This is a genomic window from Lysobacter sp. 22409 (genome assembly GCF_052045105.1).
Classification (GTDB): Bacteria; Pseudomonadota; Gammaproteobacteria; order Xanthomonadales; family Xanthomonadaceae; genus Lysobacter; species Lysobacter antibioticus_B.
In genome coordinates, this window is record NZ_JBQEOE010000007.1 from 113,994 (window position 1) to 128,156 (window position 14,163).

The 14,163-nt window shown below is 68.1% G+C and carries 14 protein-coding genes; 10 read left to right on the forward strand and 4 right to left on the reverse strand.

The genetic code is table 11. The annotated features are described in order from the left end of the window. Positions 1-286 precede the first annotated feature (286 nt). Genes ACTJJK_RS05865 through ACTJJK_RS05890 form a run of 6 tightly spaced genes read left to right on the forward strand, consistent with a single transcriptional unit; the run spans position 287 to position 7,016 of the window. Positions 287-1,531 carry an isochorismate synthase gene (locus ACTJJK_RS05865; RefSeq protein WP_440729737.1) on the forward strand — a complete coding sequence of 415 codons (1,245 nt, stop codon included), beginning with the start codon at positions 287-289 and terminating at the stop codon, positions 1,529-1,531. Then, on the forward strand, positions 1,528-3,189 hold the full coding sequence (locus tag ACTJJK_RS05870; RefSeq protein WP_440729738.1) for a (2,3-dihydroxybenzoyl)adenylate synthase: 1,662 nt from the start codon (positions 1,528-1,530) through the stop codon (positions 3,187-3,189). Before ACTJJK_RS05865 ends, ACTJJK_RS05870 begins: the two co-directional genes overlap by 4 nt. Beyond that, positions 3,186-4,064, forward strand: a complete 879-nt coding sequence (locus ACTJJK_RS05875) for an isochorismatase family protein (protein ID WP_440729739.1) — start codon at positions 3,186-3,188, stop codon at positions 4,062-4,064. Before ACTJJK_RS05870 ends, ACTJJK_RS05875 begins: the two co-directional genes overlap by 4 nt. Next, positions 4,064-5,392, forward strand: coding sequence for a condensation domain-containing protein (locus ACTJJK_RS05880; RefSeq protein ID WP_440729740.1), 1,329 nt, complete (start codon positions 4,064-4,066; stop codon positions 5,390-5,392). The genes ACTJJK_RS05875 and ACTJJK_RS05880 overlap by 1 nt, the downstream gene beginning before the upstream one ends. Further along, positions 5,389-6,219 carry a siderophore-interacting protein gene (locus tag ACTJJK_RS05885; RefSeq protein WP_440729741.1) on the forward strand — a complete coding sequence of 277 codons (831 nt, stop codon included), beginning with the start codon at positions 5,389-5,391 and terminating at the stop codon, positions 6,217-6,219. Before ACTJJK_RS05880 ends, ACTJJK_RS05885 begins: the two co-directional genes overlap by 4 nt. Next, the gene (locus ACTJJK_RS05890) at positions 6,216-7,016 is read left to right on the forward strand and encodes a 2,3-dihydro-2,3-dihydroxybenzoate dehydrogenase (protein WP_223621046.1); all 801 of its coding nucleotides are present in this window, start codon (positions 6,216-6,218) and stop codon (positions 7,014-7,016) included. Before ACTJJK_RS05885 ends, ACTJJK_RS05890 begins: the two co-directional genes overlap by 4 nt. Before the next feature lie 212 nt (positions 7,017-7,228). Here ACTJJK_RS05890 and ACTJJK_RS05895 read toward each other — a convergent pair whose 3' ends face one another. Continuing rightward, entirely contained in the window at positions 7,229-7,462 is a 234-nt protein-coding gene (locus ACTJJK_RS05895) for a hypothetical protein (protein WP_031372445.1), read from the reverse strand. Between the two features lie 394 nt (positions 7,463-7,856). Between ACTJJK_RS05895 and ACTJJK_RS05900 the strand changes: the two genes are divergently transcribed. From ACTJJK_RS05900 to ACTJJK_RS05915, 4 genes are all read left to right on the forward strand, one after another. After that, complete coding sequence (locus ACTJJK_RS05900; protein WP_440729742.1) at positions 7,857-8,282, forward strand: CopL family metal-binding regulatory protein; 426 nt, start codon at positions 7,857-7,859, stop codon at positions 8,280-8,282. A gap of 303 nt (positions 8,283-8,585) precedes the next feature. Further along, complete coding sequence (locus ACTJJK_RS05905; protein WP_440729743.1) at positions 8,586-9,446, forward strand: c-type cytochrome; 861 nt, start codon at positions 8,586-8,588, stop codon at positions 9,444-9,446. Continuing rightward, positions 9,430-9,960 (forward strand): YybH family protein, encoded by a 531-nt coding sequence (locus ACTJJK_RS05910; protein WP_440729744.1) that lies wholly within the window; start codon positions 9,430-9,432, stop codon positions 9,958-9,960. The genes ACTJJK_RS05905 and ACTJJK_RS05910 overlap by 17 nt, the downstream gene beginning before the upstream one ends. An 11-nt stretch (positions 9,961-9,971) precedes the next feature. Next, entirely contained in the window at positions 9,972-10,499 is a 528-nt protein-coding gene (locus ACTJJK_RS05915; RefSeq protein WP_440729745.1) for a DUF411 domain-containing protein, read from the forward strand. A gap of 85 nt (positions 10,500-10,584) precedes the next feature. Here ACTJJK_RS05915 and ACTJJK_RS05920 read toward each other — a convergent pair whose 3' ends face one another. From ACTJJK_RS05920 to ACTJJK_RS05930, 3 genes are all read right to left on the reverse strand, one after another. Next, the gene (locus ACTJJK_RS05920) at positions 10,585-12,045 is read right to left on the reverse strand and encodes a serine hydrolase domain-containing protein (RefSeq protein WP_440729746.1); all 1,461 of its coding nucleotides are present in this window, start codon (positions 12,043-12,045) and stop codon (positions 10,585-10,587) included. A gap of 130 nt (positions 12,046-12,175) precedes the next feature. Next, positions 12,176-12,931, reverse strand: coding sequence for a LytR/AlgR family response regulator transcription factor (locus tag ACTJJK_RS05925; protein ID WP_031372439.1), 756 nt, complete (start codon positions 12,929-12,931; stop codon positions 12,176-12,178). Then, entirely contained in the window at positions 12,928-14,046 is a 1,119-nt protein-coding gene (locus ACTJJK_RS05930; protein WP_440729747.1) for a sensor histidine kinase, read from the reverse strand. Before ACTJJK_RS05930 ends, ACTJJK_RS05925 begins: the two co-directional genes overlap by 4 nt. Positions 14,047-14,163: the final 117 nt, after the last annotated feature.

A 14,163-nucleotide genomic window follows, 5' to 3' on the forward strand; every position in this document is an offset into this window, starting at 1 on the left:
GAGCGCGAAGCCCGGCTTGCCAAGGCTGGTGGCTCGGCGTACTTTAATCCGCAGTCGGCGACCCGCCGGCGCATGACGATTCCATGACGGGCACGATGCCCGCCATCACTCAGCCAGCCGGCGTTCCTGCCCGCAAGCTCGATCACACCCAGAGCCTGCAGGTAATCACAGTGAACGCATACCGAGGCGCGGCTTGCGCGTCCCCCCGTGTCCGATCGTCTGCCGCATCGCGACGGCCCGTTTCCGTTCGTCCCCAGTTCGTTTCGACGCGGGCAGGGGGCGGGCGATGATCGGCGAAACGCATGCCCTGACGGCGGTGGAGTCCCCAAACCACGGCGCCCGCTCGCCTGCGACTCCGGCTTTGTTGTCGAGCTATCTGGCGCACGATTCGCTGTTCTCCTCGGCGACCCATCAACTGCATGCGCGCGGCGTGCTGGAAACCCTGGTGCATTCGATCGATGCCGATCTGGCCGGCGAATCCGAGCGATTGCTGGCGCGGGTGGCCGCCGACAGCGGGCGTCTGCCGTTGATGGGCGCGGTGCCGTTCAGTGCCTCGGAAGCCTCGTGCCTGTGGGTGCCGTCGCAGGCCGCATTCGCCGCGGGGCGTGCGCGTCACCGCGGCGCCGCCTTGAGTTCGCTGCCGTCGGATCAGAAGTCCGCACCGCGGGTCGAGTCGGTGCCGGCGCCGGCGCAGTTCAAGCGCAACGTCGAACGCTCGCTCGACCGCATTCACGACGGCGGAATCAGCAAGGTGGTGATGTCGCGCAGCCTGCGCATCGCCGCGCGCGTCGACGTGCCGCAGTTGCTCGCGCAATTGCTGACGCGTGCACCCGGCGCTTACACCTTCGCCATGGATCTGGCCGGCGCGGCCGGGCCGAAGGCCTGCCTGATCGGCTCCAGCCCGGAGCTGCTGTTGTCCAAGCGCGGTGCGCGGGTGGTTTCCAACCCGCTGGCCGGTTCGATTCCACGCGTCGCCGATGCCGAGGAAGACCAGCGCCGGGCGCGCGGACTGCTCGAATCGGCCAAGGACCGCTACGAGCACGCCCTGGTCGTCGATGCGGTCGCCGCGGCCTTGCGTCCCTATTGCCGCGATCTGCGCGTGCCGAAGACGCCGTCGCTGGTGGCGACGCCGACCATGTGGCACTTGTCGAGCGTGGTCGACGGCGAGCTGATCGATCCGAATACCAGCTCGCTGCGCCTGGCGCTGGCCTTGCACCCGACGCCGGCGGTCTGCGGTTATCCGACCGAACCGGCGCGCGGCGTGATCCACGAGTTGGAAGGCTACGACCGCGGTCTGTTCACCGGCCTGGTCGGCTGGTGCGACGCCGAGGGCGACGGCGAGTGGGCGGTGACGATCCGCTGCGCCATGGTCGAGGAAGACAGCGCGACCGTGTTCGCAGGCGCCGGCATCGTCGCCGGTTCCGAACCCGATGCCGAACTCGCCGAGACCACCGCCAAGCTCGGCACCATGCTCAACGCGATGGGCCTGACCCAGGCGGTGGAGGCGACCGGCGCGGAGGGCAGGGCATGAGCGGCACCGATCTGCTCGAGGGTTGCACGCCGTGGCCGGAGGACTTCGCCGAGCGCTATCGCGCACTCGGTTACTGGGCCGGGGTCGGCCTGTATCAGCGTCTGGCCCAGGTCGCCGCCGAACACGGCGAACGCATCGCCGTGGTCTGCGGCGAACGGCGTTGGAGCTATGCGCAGTTCGACGAGAAAATCCGGCGCTTCGCCGCTGGACTGACCCGCCTGGGCATCGGCCCGCGCGATCGGGTCGTGTTGCAGTTGCCAAACCTCGGCGAGTATTACGTCGCCTGCTATGCCTTGTTCCGCATCGGTGCTTTGCCGGTGTTCGCCTTGCCGGCGCATCGGCGTTCGGAGATCGCCTACTTCGTCGAGCATACCCAGGCCCGGGCCTGTGTGATCGCCGACCGCGATGTCGGTTTCGATTACCGCGAATTGATGCGCGAGGTGCGCGCATCGCAGGACTGCCTGCGCGAGGTGATCGTGGTCGGCGAGGCGCAGGAGTTCCACGCTTTCGATTCGCTCTACGATGCGCCGATCGATCAGCCCGGGCCGAAGGCCGGCGAAATCGCCTTCCTGCAGCTGTCCGGCGGCAGCACCGGCGTGCCGAAACTGATCCCGCGCAGCCACGACGATTACCTTTACAGCGTTCGCGCCAGCGCCGAGATCTGCGGGCTGGACCAGGAGTGCGTGTATCTGTGCGTGCTGCCGTGTGCGCACAATTTCCCGATGAGTTCGCCGGGTGCGCTCGGCGTGTTCGAGGTCGGCGGCCGCGTCGTGCTAGCGCGCCAGGCCGAACCCGACTTCTGTTTCGGCCTGATCGCCGGCGAGGGCGTGACCCTGACTTCGCTGGTGCCGTCGCTGGCCTTGGCCTGGCTGGAATCGCGCGCGCGCGAACGCCACGACTTGTCCAGCCTGCGGACCATCCAGATCGGCGGCGCTCATCTCGCCAACGAAGTCGCGCGGCGCGTGCCGGGCGCGTTCGCCTGCCGCTTACAGCAGGTGTTCGGCATGGCCGAAGGCTTGGTCAACTTCACCCGCGACGACGATGCCGAGGAACTGGTGTTGAGCACCCAGGGACGCCCGATCAGCGCCGACGACGAGATCCGCATCGTCGACGACGACGATCGGCCGGTGCCCGAGGGCGAAACCGGTCATTTGCTGACGCGTGGGCCGTACACCATCCGCGGCTATTACCGCGCCGAGGCGCATAACGCCCGAGCCTTCACCGAGGACGGTTTCTACCGCACCGGCGACCGCGTTCGGCGCCTGGCTTCGGGGCATCTGATCGTCGAAGGCCGGGCCAAGGACCAGGTCAACCGCGGCGGCGAGAAGATCGCCGCCGAGGAAGTCGAAAGCCATCTGCTCGCGCATTCGGCGGTGTTCGATGCCGCCCTGGTGGCGATGCCGGACCGCTGGCTCGGCGAAAAATCCTGCGCGTTCGTGGTCCTGCGCGAGCCCGCGCCGAGTCCGCGCGAGCTGCAGCGCTTCCTGCGCGAACGCGGCATCGCCGCGTTCAAGATTCCCGACCGCATCGAGCCGATCGAGCGCCTGCCGCGCACCGCGGTCGGCAAGATCGACAAGAAACTCCTGCGCGCCCGCTTCGTCGCGCCGCCGGCCGACGCCTCGGCCCCTCACTCACTTTTCGCCGAAACGCTGTCATGACGATTCCGACCATCGCTTCCTATCCCATGCCGGGCACCGACCGCCTGCCCGCGAACCGCGTCGACTGGCGCCCGGACCCGTCCCGCGCGGTGCTGCTGATCCACGACATGCAGGATTACTTCCTCGCTTTCTACGACCGTGCCCAGGCGCCGGTGCCGGAACTACTGGCGAACATCCGCGCCTTGCGCGATGCCTGCGACGATGCCGGCGTGCCGGTGGTCTACACGGCGCAGCCGACCGAGCAAAGCGCGGTGCAACGCGGCCTGCTGCAGCCCTGGTGGGGGCCGGGCATCACCGCCAAGCCGGAGCTGGCGCCGGTCGCGCTCGAGATCGCGCCGCGCCCGCAGGATGTGGTGCTGACCAAATGGCGCTACAGCGCTTTCGTTTCCAGCGACCTGCGCGAACGCATGCGCGAGCAGGGCCGCGACCAGCTGATCGTTTGCGGCATCTATGCCCATATCGGCTGCATGATGACCCTCGCCGACGCCTTCATGCACGACATCCAGCCGTTCATGGTCGCCGATGCGGTCGCCGACTTTTCCGCCGAGGAGCATGCGATGGCGCTGGATTACGTGTCGCGTCGCTGCGGCGTCGTCATCGATCGCACCGCCTGCATCGATGCGCTCGGCGCCGGCCTGGGCCTGCCGCGCAGCCTGATCGCCTTGCGCACCGAGCTGGCGCAGATCATGGAGGTGCCGCTCGACGAGATCGCCGCCTCGGACAATCCCTTCGAAGCCGGCCTGGACTCGATCCGGCTGATGACTTTGCTCGAGCGCTGGTCGAGCCGCGGCGAGCGCATCGGCCTGGTCGAACTGGCCGAACGCGGCAGCGTGTCGGAGTGGTGGCAGTTGATCGATTCGCGACGGGCCGCCTGATGCAGCAGAACAGCCAAGCCTTGCCGCTGACCGGCCCGCAGTACGGCATGTGGGCAGGGCAACAACTCGATCCCGACAGCCCATCGTTCTGGACTGCCGAGGCGATCGAACTGACCGGTCCGCTGGATCTCGGCGCGCTGGAAGCCGCGTTGCGCGACACCTTGTCGGCCTGCGATGCCTTGCACATGCGCTATCGTCTGCAGGGCGAAGAGGTCGTGCAAATTCTCGACGCGGCACGGCCCGTGACGATCGCGCACCAGGACTACTCGAACTGCGAGGATCCGTGGCGCAGCGCCCGCGCCTGGATGGACGAGGACCTGCAGCGCAGCGCCGACCTGGCGCAGCGGCCCTTGTTCGCGACCGCACTGATCCGACTCGGCGAGCACCGCCACCTGTGGTATCTGCGGGCCCACCACATCGCCCTCGACGGCTTCGCCTATCTGCTGTTGATCCACCGCGTCGCCGAACTGTATTCGGCCCGTGTCGGCGGACGCGCGGCGGCGCCGACGCGCGACTGGTCCCTGGCGGCGAGCATCGCCGACGAGGCGGCGTATCGCGCCTCGCCACGGTTCCTCGCCGACCGCGATTACTGGACGCAGCGTTTCGCCGACGTCGGCGAGCCGGTGACCCTCGGCCCGAAGCGCGCGCCCGACGACAGCTCGCATTCGCAACGCCGCCTGCTGGCGCCGGCCGAGTACGCGCGGTGGCAGACGGCGGCGCGGGGGCTCGGAGTCGATTGGGCGACCTGGCTGATCGCCTCGATCTTCGCCTGGCTGCATGCGCGCAGCGGCGCGAGCGATCTCAGCCTGGGCTTGCTGGTGATGAACCGGCTCGGTACGCCCGCGCTCGCCGTGCCGTGCATGGCGATGAACGTAGTGCCGCTGCGCCTGCGCATCGGCACGGAGCAGAGCTTCGAGGGCCTGGTGCGAACGGTGGCCGGCGAATTACGCGAACTGCGCAGCCATCAGCTCTATAACTATGAATGGATGCGCCGCGATCTCGGCCTGGCCGACGGCCACGCCCAGCTCTACGGCCCGGTGGTGAACCTGATGCCGTTCGATCGCGGCTTCGTCTTCGAAGGACTGCACAGCCGCGCCCACCCGATCTCGGTCGGTTCGGTCGAGGACCTCGACATCACTGTCTCGCCGATGGCCGAAGGCATCCGTTTCGACATCGAAGCCAATCCGCAGGCTTACGATGCGGCGACCCTGCAGGCGCATCACGCCGCGCTGTGCGAGGTGCTCGAAACGGTGATCGCCGAACCGGCGATCTCGGTCGGTGCCCTGGCCGGGCGGGTCTGTTCGCCTCGCACGGCGGAGGCGGCATGAGCGGCGCACGGCCGCGCCCGCGCTTGCTGCGGGTGCTGCGGGTCGTCGACCTGACCCCGCGTATGCGCCGCTTCACCCTCGGCGGCGACGACTTGATCGGTTTTCCGGGCGGCAGCGAAGGCGCGCATATCAAGCTGTTGTTTCCCCATGCCGCCGGTGAGACGCCGGTGTTGCCGAGCCTCGGCGAGCGCGGCCCGGTCTGGCCCGAGCATGCGGTGCGGCCGCATGTGCGTACCTATACGGTGGTGCGCATCGACCCGGACGCGAACGAGATCGACGTCGACATCGTCTTGCACGGCGACGATGGCCCGGCCTCGCGTTGGGCCATGCGCGCCGGCGCCGGCGACCCGCTCGGCCTGGCCGGGCCGGGCGGGCCCGATCTGTTCCAGGGGCATGCGCAGCGCTTCGTACTGATCGGCGACCCGAGCAGCTATCCCTTGTTGTACGCGGTGATGGCCAAGCTATCGGTTTCGGCGCAGGTCGATGTTCTGATCGAGGTGCCGGATGCGAGCGAAGTGCAGCCGCTGCCGCCGCACCCACGCTTGAACGCGCAATGGCTGTCGCGCCATGGCGGTCCCGCCGGCGCGAGCCGCTTGCTGCTCGATGCGGTGCGCAAGCTGCCGTGGAACGAGGCCGAGACGGTGTCGGTGACCCTGGCCGGCGAAAGCGCGCAGGTAGTCGCGATCCGCGATTTCCTCGCCGAGGTTCGCGGTGTGCCGCGGCGGATGATGTACGCGGTGCCGTACTGGAAAGATCGCTGGGACGAAGACCGTTACCACGACGAACGCCATCGCATCATGGACGCCTTCGACGAGGTCGCGGCTTGAGCGCTGTCGCATTGAAGCCCGGCGAGTTCGTCGGCCGCACTGTGCTGGTGACCGGCGCCGCGCAAGGCATCGGCGCGGCGACCGCGCAGCGCCTGGCGGGGGAGGGCGCGCGACTGGCCCTGGTCGATCGCGACGCCGACTTGCTCCAGGCCGTAGCCGAAGGATTGCGCCGCGCGGGCTCGCAGGTCCATGCGATCGTCCTGGACCTCGCCGATGTCGCCGCGGTCGATGCGGCGGTCGCGGAGGTCGAAGACGGCTTCGGGGCGATCGAACACCTGGCGCATGTCGCCGGCATCTTGCGCGTCGGCGAATCGCTCGATCTCGACCTGGAGGATTGGGAGGCCTGCATGGCGGTCAACGCCCGCGGCGTGTTCGCGACCACGCGGGCGGTGGCGCGGCGCATGGTCGCTCGCGGCCGCGGCAGCATCGTCCTGGTCGGCTCCAACGCCGCCTCGGCGCCGCGCTTCGGCATGTCGGCCTATGCGGCTTCGAAGGCCGCGGCCACGCAGTACCTGCGTTGCCTGGCGCTGGAGCTGGCGCCGAAGGGCGTGCGTTGCAATATCGTCTCGCCGGGCTCGACCGACACCGCGATGCAGCGCGCCTTCGTGCGCGACGAAGCGGCGCGCCGCGACATTCTCCATGGCGCCGCCGATCGCTTCCGCCTGGGGATTCCGCTTGGGCGTATTGCCGACCCTGACGATGTCGCCGAGGCGGTCTGCTTCTTGCTGTCGGACCGGGCGCGGCATATCACCCTGCACGATCTGCGCGTCGACGGCGGCGCCACGCTGGACGCCTGAAGCCCGACGCTGGTTTTTTCGAGCGCTGGTTCGCGGCGAACGCCGCGAGATACGCAACCCCCGGGCGGACACGGCTGAAGACGCTCGGCTTCTTCATCTTGCCGGAATAGGACGCGGCGGAAGATGCTTTGCTTGCGGGCCGGCCCCGATCGAGGGCTGGCCAGGCGNCGCGCGATGCTCCGACCGGCGGAACGGCGTCTGCCGGCAATGGCTCAGGGCACGATGATGCCGCGATCGTCGTCCTCGCCGACCACGCCGCTGTCGGTGGCGCCGTTGTTGTTCCAGACGATGTAGAGATACTTGCGCTCGCCCGGCGCCGGATCGCCGTAGTCGCCGTTGTTGGCGATGAACTTGCGCTGCTTGTTGGCGTACTGTTGGGTGACTTTGCTGGTGACGTCGTTGGTGCTGTTCCAGACGCCGTAACCGGCGAAGCTGATGGTGGCCATGATCCTGTCCTCACTGTGCAGACGACTCTCGCTCGCATCCGATGCCGGCGAGCCGCGCCGGCGTCGTCCTGGCCGGCGGCAGGACGGAGCATCCACGTTTGCGCCCGGATTCACCTGCCGGGAACCTTACGGTTTGCGTTCGTAACTCGATCAATGGCTTAGCGCGGGTTCGCATGCCGGTAACACCGGCGTCATCCGGCGAGCGCCCGGTATCCGCACAGCGCTCGCGCATGCGGCATGGCCATGGAGCCGAGCCGAGTCGAAGCAATCGCCGGAATCTTCGACAGTCCCGTGAAGCCGCAAGTCGAGCGTAAGCGCGGGACACGGCCGAGTTCGGGACCGACCTTCATGTCGGGCCTGTCTCAGCGAAGCCCGGATGAGGTATCGTGCCGCCATGTCCGTTTCCGCCATCGCGCTGCGTTTGCTGCTGAGCCTGGTTCTTATCCTCAACGGGATAGGGACGGCGAACGCATCGATACGCATGTTGGGCGCAATGGCGATGCCGGCCGCTTCGTCATCGGTTACGGCGGCAGCGAAGAACGGCGCTGCGCCCTGTCTGGAGCATCATGCGGTGCCGCCAGGAAAGTCAGGTGCCGCAAGCGATGCCTCCGGGCCGGCTCCCGATGGCTGCGCCGATCCCGCACCGGATTGTTGCGAATCCTCCGCATGCGGTTGCGCATGCACGCAGAGCTGCGCGTTCGCGGTGCCGGCCGTCGCGCAGCCCATGGTGGTCATCGCTCGCGATCCGTCGATCCGAGCGATGAGCTTGGGTCACCCCGCGCCCGCGCTCCCGCATCTGATTCGACCTCCCATCGCCTGAGCGTTCGCCGGCGCCGCAAAGGCGCCTGCCGTCGTGTATTCGGTCTGCCCGAGCACGACGGTCCTACCCACTCCCGCGGGCGTCCCTGGCGCATGCAGAACTCGCCATGCCATTCGATTCCGTCGCTGCTTGCGCCGGCGGATCGCTGATTCGATTGCGCGCCGGCTTGGCCGAGCCACGCGTCGGAGCGGCGATCCTGCGCCTCGCATCGGCGCAGGTTCGAGCAGGGTCGAGGCCGCGCCCAGCTGCGCGACGAGTTCGCCAGCACGCTCGCGCGTTCGCACAAGATTCACGAGAGACTCCATGAAGACCATCCACACCTCCATGCTCGCGGCCATGCTCGCGATCGGCTTAGTCGCCGTCGCCGGCGCCGCCACCGTATATTCCGGCGTCTACAACGTCGCCGCTGACGAGCCGCATACGCCTGCGGTCTACGCATTGCTGGAAACCGCCCGCGCTCGCTCGATCTCCGTACGAGCGAGCGAGTTGCAACTGCCGTCGGGTCTCGACGATGAGGCGCGCATCCGACAGGGCGCGGGCAACTACGCCGCGATGTGCGCGGGCTGTCACCTGGCGCCAGGCAGCGGGCCGACCGAACTGAGCAAGGGCTTGTATCCGGCGCCGCCGGACCTGACTCGAAAAATGGTGTCCGCCGCCGAGGCGTTCTGGGCGATCAAGCACGGCATCAAGGCCAGCGGCATGCCGGCCTGGGGCAAGAGCATGCAAGACGAATACATCTGGAACATGGCCGCGTTCCTGCAAAAATTGCCCAAGCTGGACAAAGCGCAGTACCAGGCCTGGGTCGCCAGCAGCGGCGGGCACTCGCACGGCGGCGGAGAAACCGGTGGGCATGCGCATGCGCCGGGCCAGCGCGACGCGCACCAGGAAAGCGGCGGGCCAGTGCATGAACAAGCGCATCCCCGGCAGAGCGACGAAAGCGATGCCGCAGGAGCGAAGCCGGGTAGGGCGTCGGAAGGCGGAACCCGCCATACCCACGCAAATGGTATGCAGCACCTGCATGCTTCGACGGTAAAACCGTCCGGGCCCAAACCGCCGGCAAAACCCCAGGCCGTCGATCCCCATGCGGGGATGGCCATGCCGGAAGCGAAACCCAATCCCCAAACCCATCCAGCCAGCGACGATGGCCATGACCACCAACATTGACCGTTCACTTACCTGGGAGAATAAATCGATGCCTTTGCGCTTACTGACCTGTTTCTGCGTGGCCGCACTGTTCGCGTTGCCGGCACCGGCCCACGATGGCAAGCACGCATCGCCGGCCAACAGCGATGTCTCGGCGGCCGCGAAGCCTGCGCTCGAAACGGTCGAGCGCTTTTCCTCGGCGCTCCAATCCGGAGACCTGACCCAGGCGGGCTCGTTGTTGGCGGACGAGGCGCTGATTCTGGAAAGCGGCGGCGCCGAGCATTCGCGCGAACAGTACCTGGGCGGGCATGCTGCGCACGATGCCGCATTCCTGAAAACGGCGCGCGTTCGAGTGCTGCGCCGCACCGCCCGCGCCGAAGGCGGTCTGGCCTGGGTGGGCACCGAGAGCGAAGTGCATACCAGCGGGGATGGCAAGCCCACGATCTTGCTGAGCACCGAAACGATGGTGCTCGAGCGAGCGCAGCCAGGCTGGCGAATCGTGCATATTCACTGGTCTTCGCGGCCCAAACGCTAAGGAACGCCGTCATGCGAATGAACAAATATCAAGCCGGACTGTGGCTGGCGCTGGGAGCCGGCCTCGCCTTGAGTGCCTGCGCACGGTCGCCCGATAGCGCGGCGGCCAGCACGCCTGTCGTGTCAGCCCCAGTGAGCCCCGTGGCATTGCCGCAGGTTCTGGTGCACAAAGACCCGGCCTGCGGTTGTTGCCATCTGTGGGTCGAGCATCTGCGCAAGGCCGGCTTCCAGGTCGAGGCGCGCGACGAGGACATTCTCAACCCGATCAAGCAACGGCTCGGGGTTCCGCATGGCAAGGGTTCGTGCCATACCGCCGAAATCGATGGCTACGTGATCGAAGGGCATGTGCCGGCGCAGGACATCCATCGTCTGCTGGCCGAGCGTCCCCGGGCTCGCGGCCTGGTGCTTCCGGGCATGCCCGCGGGCTCGCCGGGAATGGAACTGCCCGATGGCAGCGTGTCGCCCTATACGGTGGAGCTCGTGCTGCTGGATGGCAGCACGCAGGCCTTCAGCCAGCATGGCGGCGAAGCGGCGCCGTAGATCGGTACGCTCCGGTCCGATGCGCGATGACGGCCAGGTTGGCCGTCATCGTCGTATGCGCGAACCTCCGCTTCCCGCGGCCGTGTCAGAGCATCAATTCCAGACTGAGTTCGTCGCTGAAACGCGCCGACCAAGCGCCTGTCGCCTTGGCACGCAAGTCGTACAGCCCGGTCGGCGCGACCAGGGCGGCGCGGGCCAGTTGGCCGTCGCGGTCGAGCGCGATCACTTGCAGTTTGCGAGTGGGCCAGGCTTCGGCCGCGTCGAAGTAGCCGCCGAGCGAATTGGCGGCGCTGAGTTGGCCGATGCAACGGCCGTCGACGAGACGGAAGCTGAGCTCGCCGTCGAAGCGGCGTTCGCCGAGGCTGCCGCGATAGCGCGTCGCCGCGAGCGGGCAGGGCCGGGGCAGCAGGCCCTGCGGCCGAGGCCGGTGCGGTGCCGCCAGCATCATCGCGGTCTTGTCGATCGCCGAAACCCACTGGGCGTTCGACAAGACGCCGGCGGCGAGATCCTGGTGCGGCCACAGCACCAGCGCGCTGCGTGCGCCGTCGGTGGTGCCGGCGTGATGGGCGATGCCTGCGCCGTCCTCGTCTTTGCCGATGCGCCAGCCCAGGCCGAGGCCGTAGTCGCGTTCGCGCACCGGTTGGCCGTTGGCGTAGCGGGTCGGTTGCAACATCGCCTGCCACGTCTTCGGCGAGACGATGCGGCCTTGCAGCAGGCGCCCGCCGAACCGCACCAGCGCCTCGGGCGTGCCGGCCATGCCGCCGCCGGGCCAGGTGTAGCTGAAATCGTTTGGCGGGGCAGGGCGCGGCGCGCCGTCGCCGATCTTGTACAGGCGCGACACGTTCTTGCCGAGCCCGTCGGTATCGGCCTGGATGGCCAGGCCCGGAATGATCTGTTCGGCGAGATAGTCCAGGTAATGTTGGCCGGATCGGGCTTCGATCACCGCACCGATCAAGGTATAGCCCCAGGACGAGTATCGGTAGGTCGTGCCTGGCACCGACAACAGCTTGCGATCGGCGAAGATGCCGACCGCGTCGCGGCCGGTCGCGTAGTGACGCTGGCCGGCGTTTCTGTCTCCGAGCTGGTAATGCGGCATGCCCGAGATATGCGCCGACAGCTGCCGCACGCTGATCGGCGACCAGTCGTTGCGCAGCCACGGCAACATTCCCGAGACCGGTGCATCCAGATCGAGCCGGCCCTGTTCGGCGAGCTTCGCCGCGGCGGTGATCGCCAACGGCTTGGACACGCTGGCCAGACGGAACACGGTATCGCGCTCGACCGGCAACTTCGCGGCGATGTCGCGCAGGCCACTGCAGCCGGTCCACACGACCTCGCCGTCGCGCCACACTGCCGCTCCCATGCCCGGCACGCCGTTGGTGGCGCGCAGCGCATCGAGCATCAGTTGCGAGGTCTTGGCTGCGGGCGAGTTCGATCCGGCGGCGCAGCTGTCGGCCGCGAGCGCGGTATGCCAGGGCGCGATGGCCAGGCTCAGCGCCAGCGAAGCGTGCAGGTGGGAGGCTAAGCGGAGTGTTCGAGTACGCGACATGCGACGGTGCTCCTGGGGCGGTGACGCCACTCTAGTCGCGAGATTCGGGCCCGGATCGGCTACTGCGGTCAGTCGTGCACGGCCTGCGCCGAGTCGGTGGGGAACGGTGCCGCGGCGCATCCCGGTGCGTCTACGAACGAGCGCCTTGCAGCCGCGCCAGCAGCGTGTCGATATACGTGCGGCTGACCCGCAACGGGGTGCCGTCGTGCAGACGCAGCATGGCATCGCGATTGGTCTGAGCCTGCAGTTCGGCGATACGATCCACGCGCACGATGGTCGAACGGTGGATGCGTACGAAGCAGGCTGGGTCGAGGCGGGTGGCGAGATGATGCAAGGACTCGCGCAAGAGGTACATGCGACCGCCGGCATGCAGACTGGCGTAATCGCCATCGGCTTCGATCCAATCGATGTCGGCGGTAGCCACGAACAACGAACGCCGCCCGACCCGTGCCGAAAAACGCGTCGGCCAAGCGGGTTCCGGGACGATGCCGCCCGGCGTTTGCGCCGCGGTGCCGCCGGCATGCCAGGCGAGCAAGCGCCTTGCGCGGTCGAGCGCTTCGGCGAAGCGCAGCTCGTCGATCGGCTTGAGCAGGTAATCCACCGCGTTGAGCGCGAAGGCCTGCACCGCGAAACTGTCGTGTGCGGTCAACAGGATCGCCAACGGCCGGCACGTCGACGGCAGCGCGGCCAACACTTCCAGGCCGGTCATGCCGGGCATCTGCACGTCGATGAACACCAGATCGGGCCTGCGCTGTTCGAGCCCGGCCAGCGCCGAGGGGCCGTCGGCGTATTCGCCCTCCACCACGACATCGGTGCAACTGGCCAGCCGTGCGATCACGCCGCTGCGCGCCAGGGGTTCGTCGTCGACCACCGCCACGCGCATCATGCGGTCGCCCCTGCATGCAGCCGCAACGGAAAGGACAGGTCCACCCGATAACGCCCATCGGCGCCGATGCCCGCGCTCAGTTGGTGATCGCCGGGATAAAGATTGGCCAGCCGTGCGCGGATGTTGCCCAGGCCCACCGGCTCTGCCCGCGCGACGCTGTCGTCGTCGGGGCCACGACTTTGCTCCGCACACAGATCGTTGCTCACCTGCACGCGCAGCCGGCCGGCCTCGTCGCCGATGTGGATGTCGAGTCGGCCCGGCGCGGTGCGTGCGGCGATGCCGTGGCGGATGGCGTTCTCGACCAGAGGCTGCAACAACAGATAGGGCACCTGCGCCGTCAGCAGGCCGGGGCCGAGCTCCCACTTCACCAGCAGGCGCGCACCCAGGCGTGCCTTCTCGATATCCAGATAGGCCTCGGTGATGGCGACTTCATCGGCCAGGCCGACTTCATGCCCGTGCGCACCGTCGAGCGTGGCGCGCAGGAAATCGCCCAGGCAGGCCAACATCTGCTGTGCTTCGCGATTGCGTCCCTCGGCCACGAGAGCGGAGATGGCGTTGAGGGTATTGAAGAGGAAATGCGGCTGCAGTTGATAACGCAGCGCGCGCAGCTCGGCGTCGCGGATCAGGGCCTGCGACTGCAGATGGCGCGCCTGGGCCTGCTGCAACTCCGCGTAATACACCGCCACCGCATGGATGGCGCAGTACGCGATCAATGCCAGCCAAGCGCCTTCCAGACCGCGGAAGATCAACCACCAGTTGAAGCCGTCGAGCGTGGCTCCCTTGCTCCAGGCGATCATCACCACGCTCAGGGCCTTGGTCGCGACCACCATCGCATAGCTCGCCGGCAGCAACACCGCGGCCATGGCCCAGCCGGCCACACCGCGACGCCACAGACCGCGTTGCAGCGCCGTCAGCGGCAGCATCCAAAGCGTCAGCGCGAACAGGTACAGCGTGCGCGATGCCGTCGCCGCGCCATGGTCCAGCAAGGGCACTGCCATCAACAGCAGCCCCAGCCCCAAGGGCAGGCCGGCCAACAACGGCAGCCAGAACGGCGGTTCGGTGCGGGGCAGGGGGCTTGAGTGTGGCTTGGGACGAGCTTCGGTCGACGCGGTCATGGTCCTGGGGCACGAAGGGTCGGCCCGATTGCATCCGATCCGGCCGCGTTTGGCCAGCCCGTCAGCGCGGGCGTGCGCCGAACCGGTGGCTGGATGCGCTATGGCGGTGTCCGGCCT

Excerpts from the sequence above, each read along its gene's own strand:
- ACTJJK_RS05930 (WP_440729747.1), bottom strand. The coding sequence starts at position 14,046 with ATGACCGCGTCGACCGAAGCTCGTCCCAAGCCACACTCAAGCCCCCTG.
- ACTJJK_RS05910 (WP_440729744.1), top strand. The coding sequence starts at position 9,430 with ATGACCACCAACATTGACCGTTCACTTACCTGGGAGAATAAATCGATG.
- ACTJJK_RS05920 (WP_440729746.1), bottom strand. The coding sequence starts at position 12,045 with ATGTCGCGTACTCGAACACTCCGCTTAGCCTCCCACCTGCACGCTTCG.
- ACTJJK_RS05925 (WP_031372439.1), bottom strand. The coding sequence starts at position 12,931 with ATGATGCGCGTGGCGGTGGTCGACGACGAACCCCTGGCGCGCAGCGGC.
- ACTJJK_RS05895 (WP_031372445.1), bottom strand. The coding sequence starts at position 7,462 with ATGGCCACCATCAGCTTCGCCGGTTACGGCGTCTGGAACAGCACCAAC.
- ACTJJK_RS05880 (WP_440729740.1), top strand. The coding sequence starts at position 4,064 with ATGCAGCAGAACAGCCAAGCCTTGCCGCTGACCGGCCCGCAGTACGGC.
- ACTJJK_RS05885 (WP_440729741.1), top strand. The coding sequence starts at position 5,389 with ATGAGCGGCGCACGGCCGCGCCCGCGCTTGCTGCGGGTGCTGCGGGTC.
- ACTJJK_RS05905 (WP_440729743.1), top strand. The coding sequence starts at position 8,586 with ATGAAGACCATCCACACCTCCATGCTCGCGGCCATGCTCGCGATCGGC.
- ACTJJK_RS05915 (WP_440729745.1), top strand. The coding sequence starts at position 9,972 with ATGCGAATGAACAAATATCAAGCCGGACTGTGGCTGGCGCTGGGAGCC.
- ACTJJK_RS05875 (WP_440729739.1), top strand. The coding sequence starts at position 3,186 with ATGACGATTCCGACCATCGCTTCCTATCCCATGCCGGGCACCGACCGC.
- ACTJJK_RS05870 (WP_440729738.1), top strand. The coding sequence starts at position 1,528 with ATGAGCGGCACCGATCTGCTCGAGGGTTGCACGCCGTGGCCGGAGGAC.
- ACTJJK_RS05865 (WP_440729737.1), top strand. The coding sequence starts at position 287 with ATGATCGGCGAAACGCATGCCCTGACGGCGGTGGAGTCCCCAAACCAC.
- ACTJJK_RS05900 (WP_440729742.1), top strand. The coding sequence starts at position 7,857 with ATGTCCGTTTCCGCCATCGCGCTGCGTTTGCTGCTGAGCCTGGTTCTT.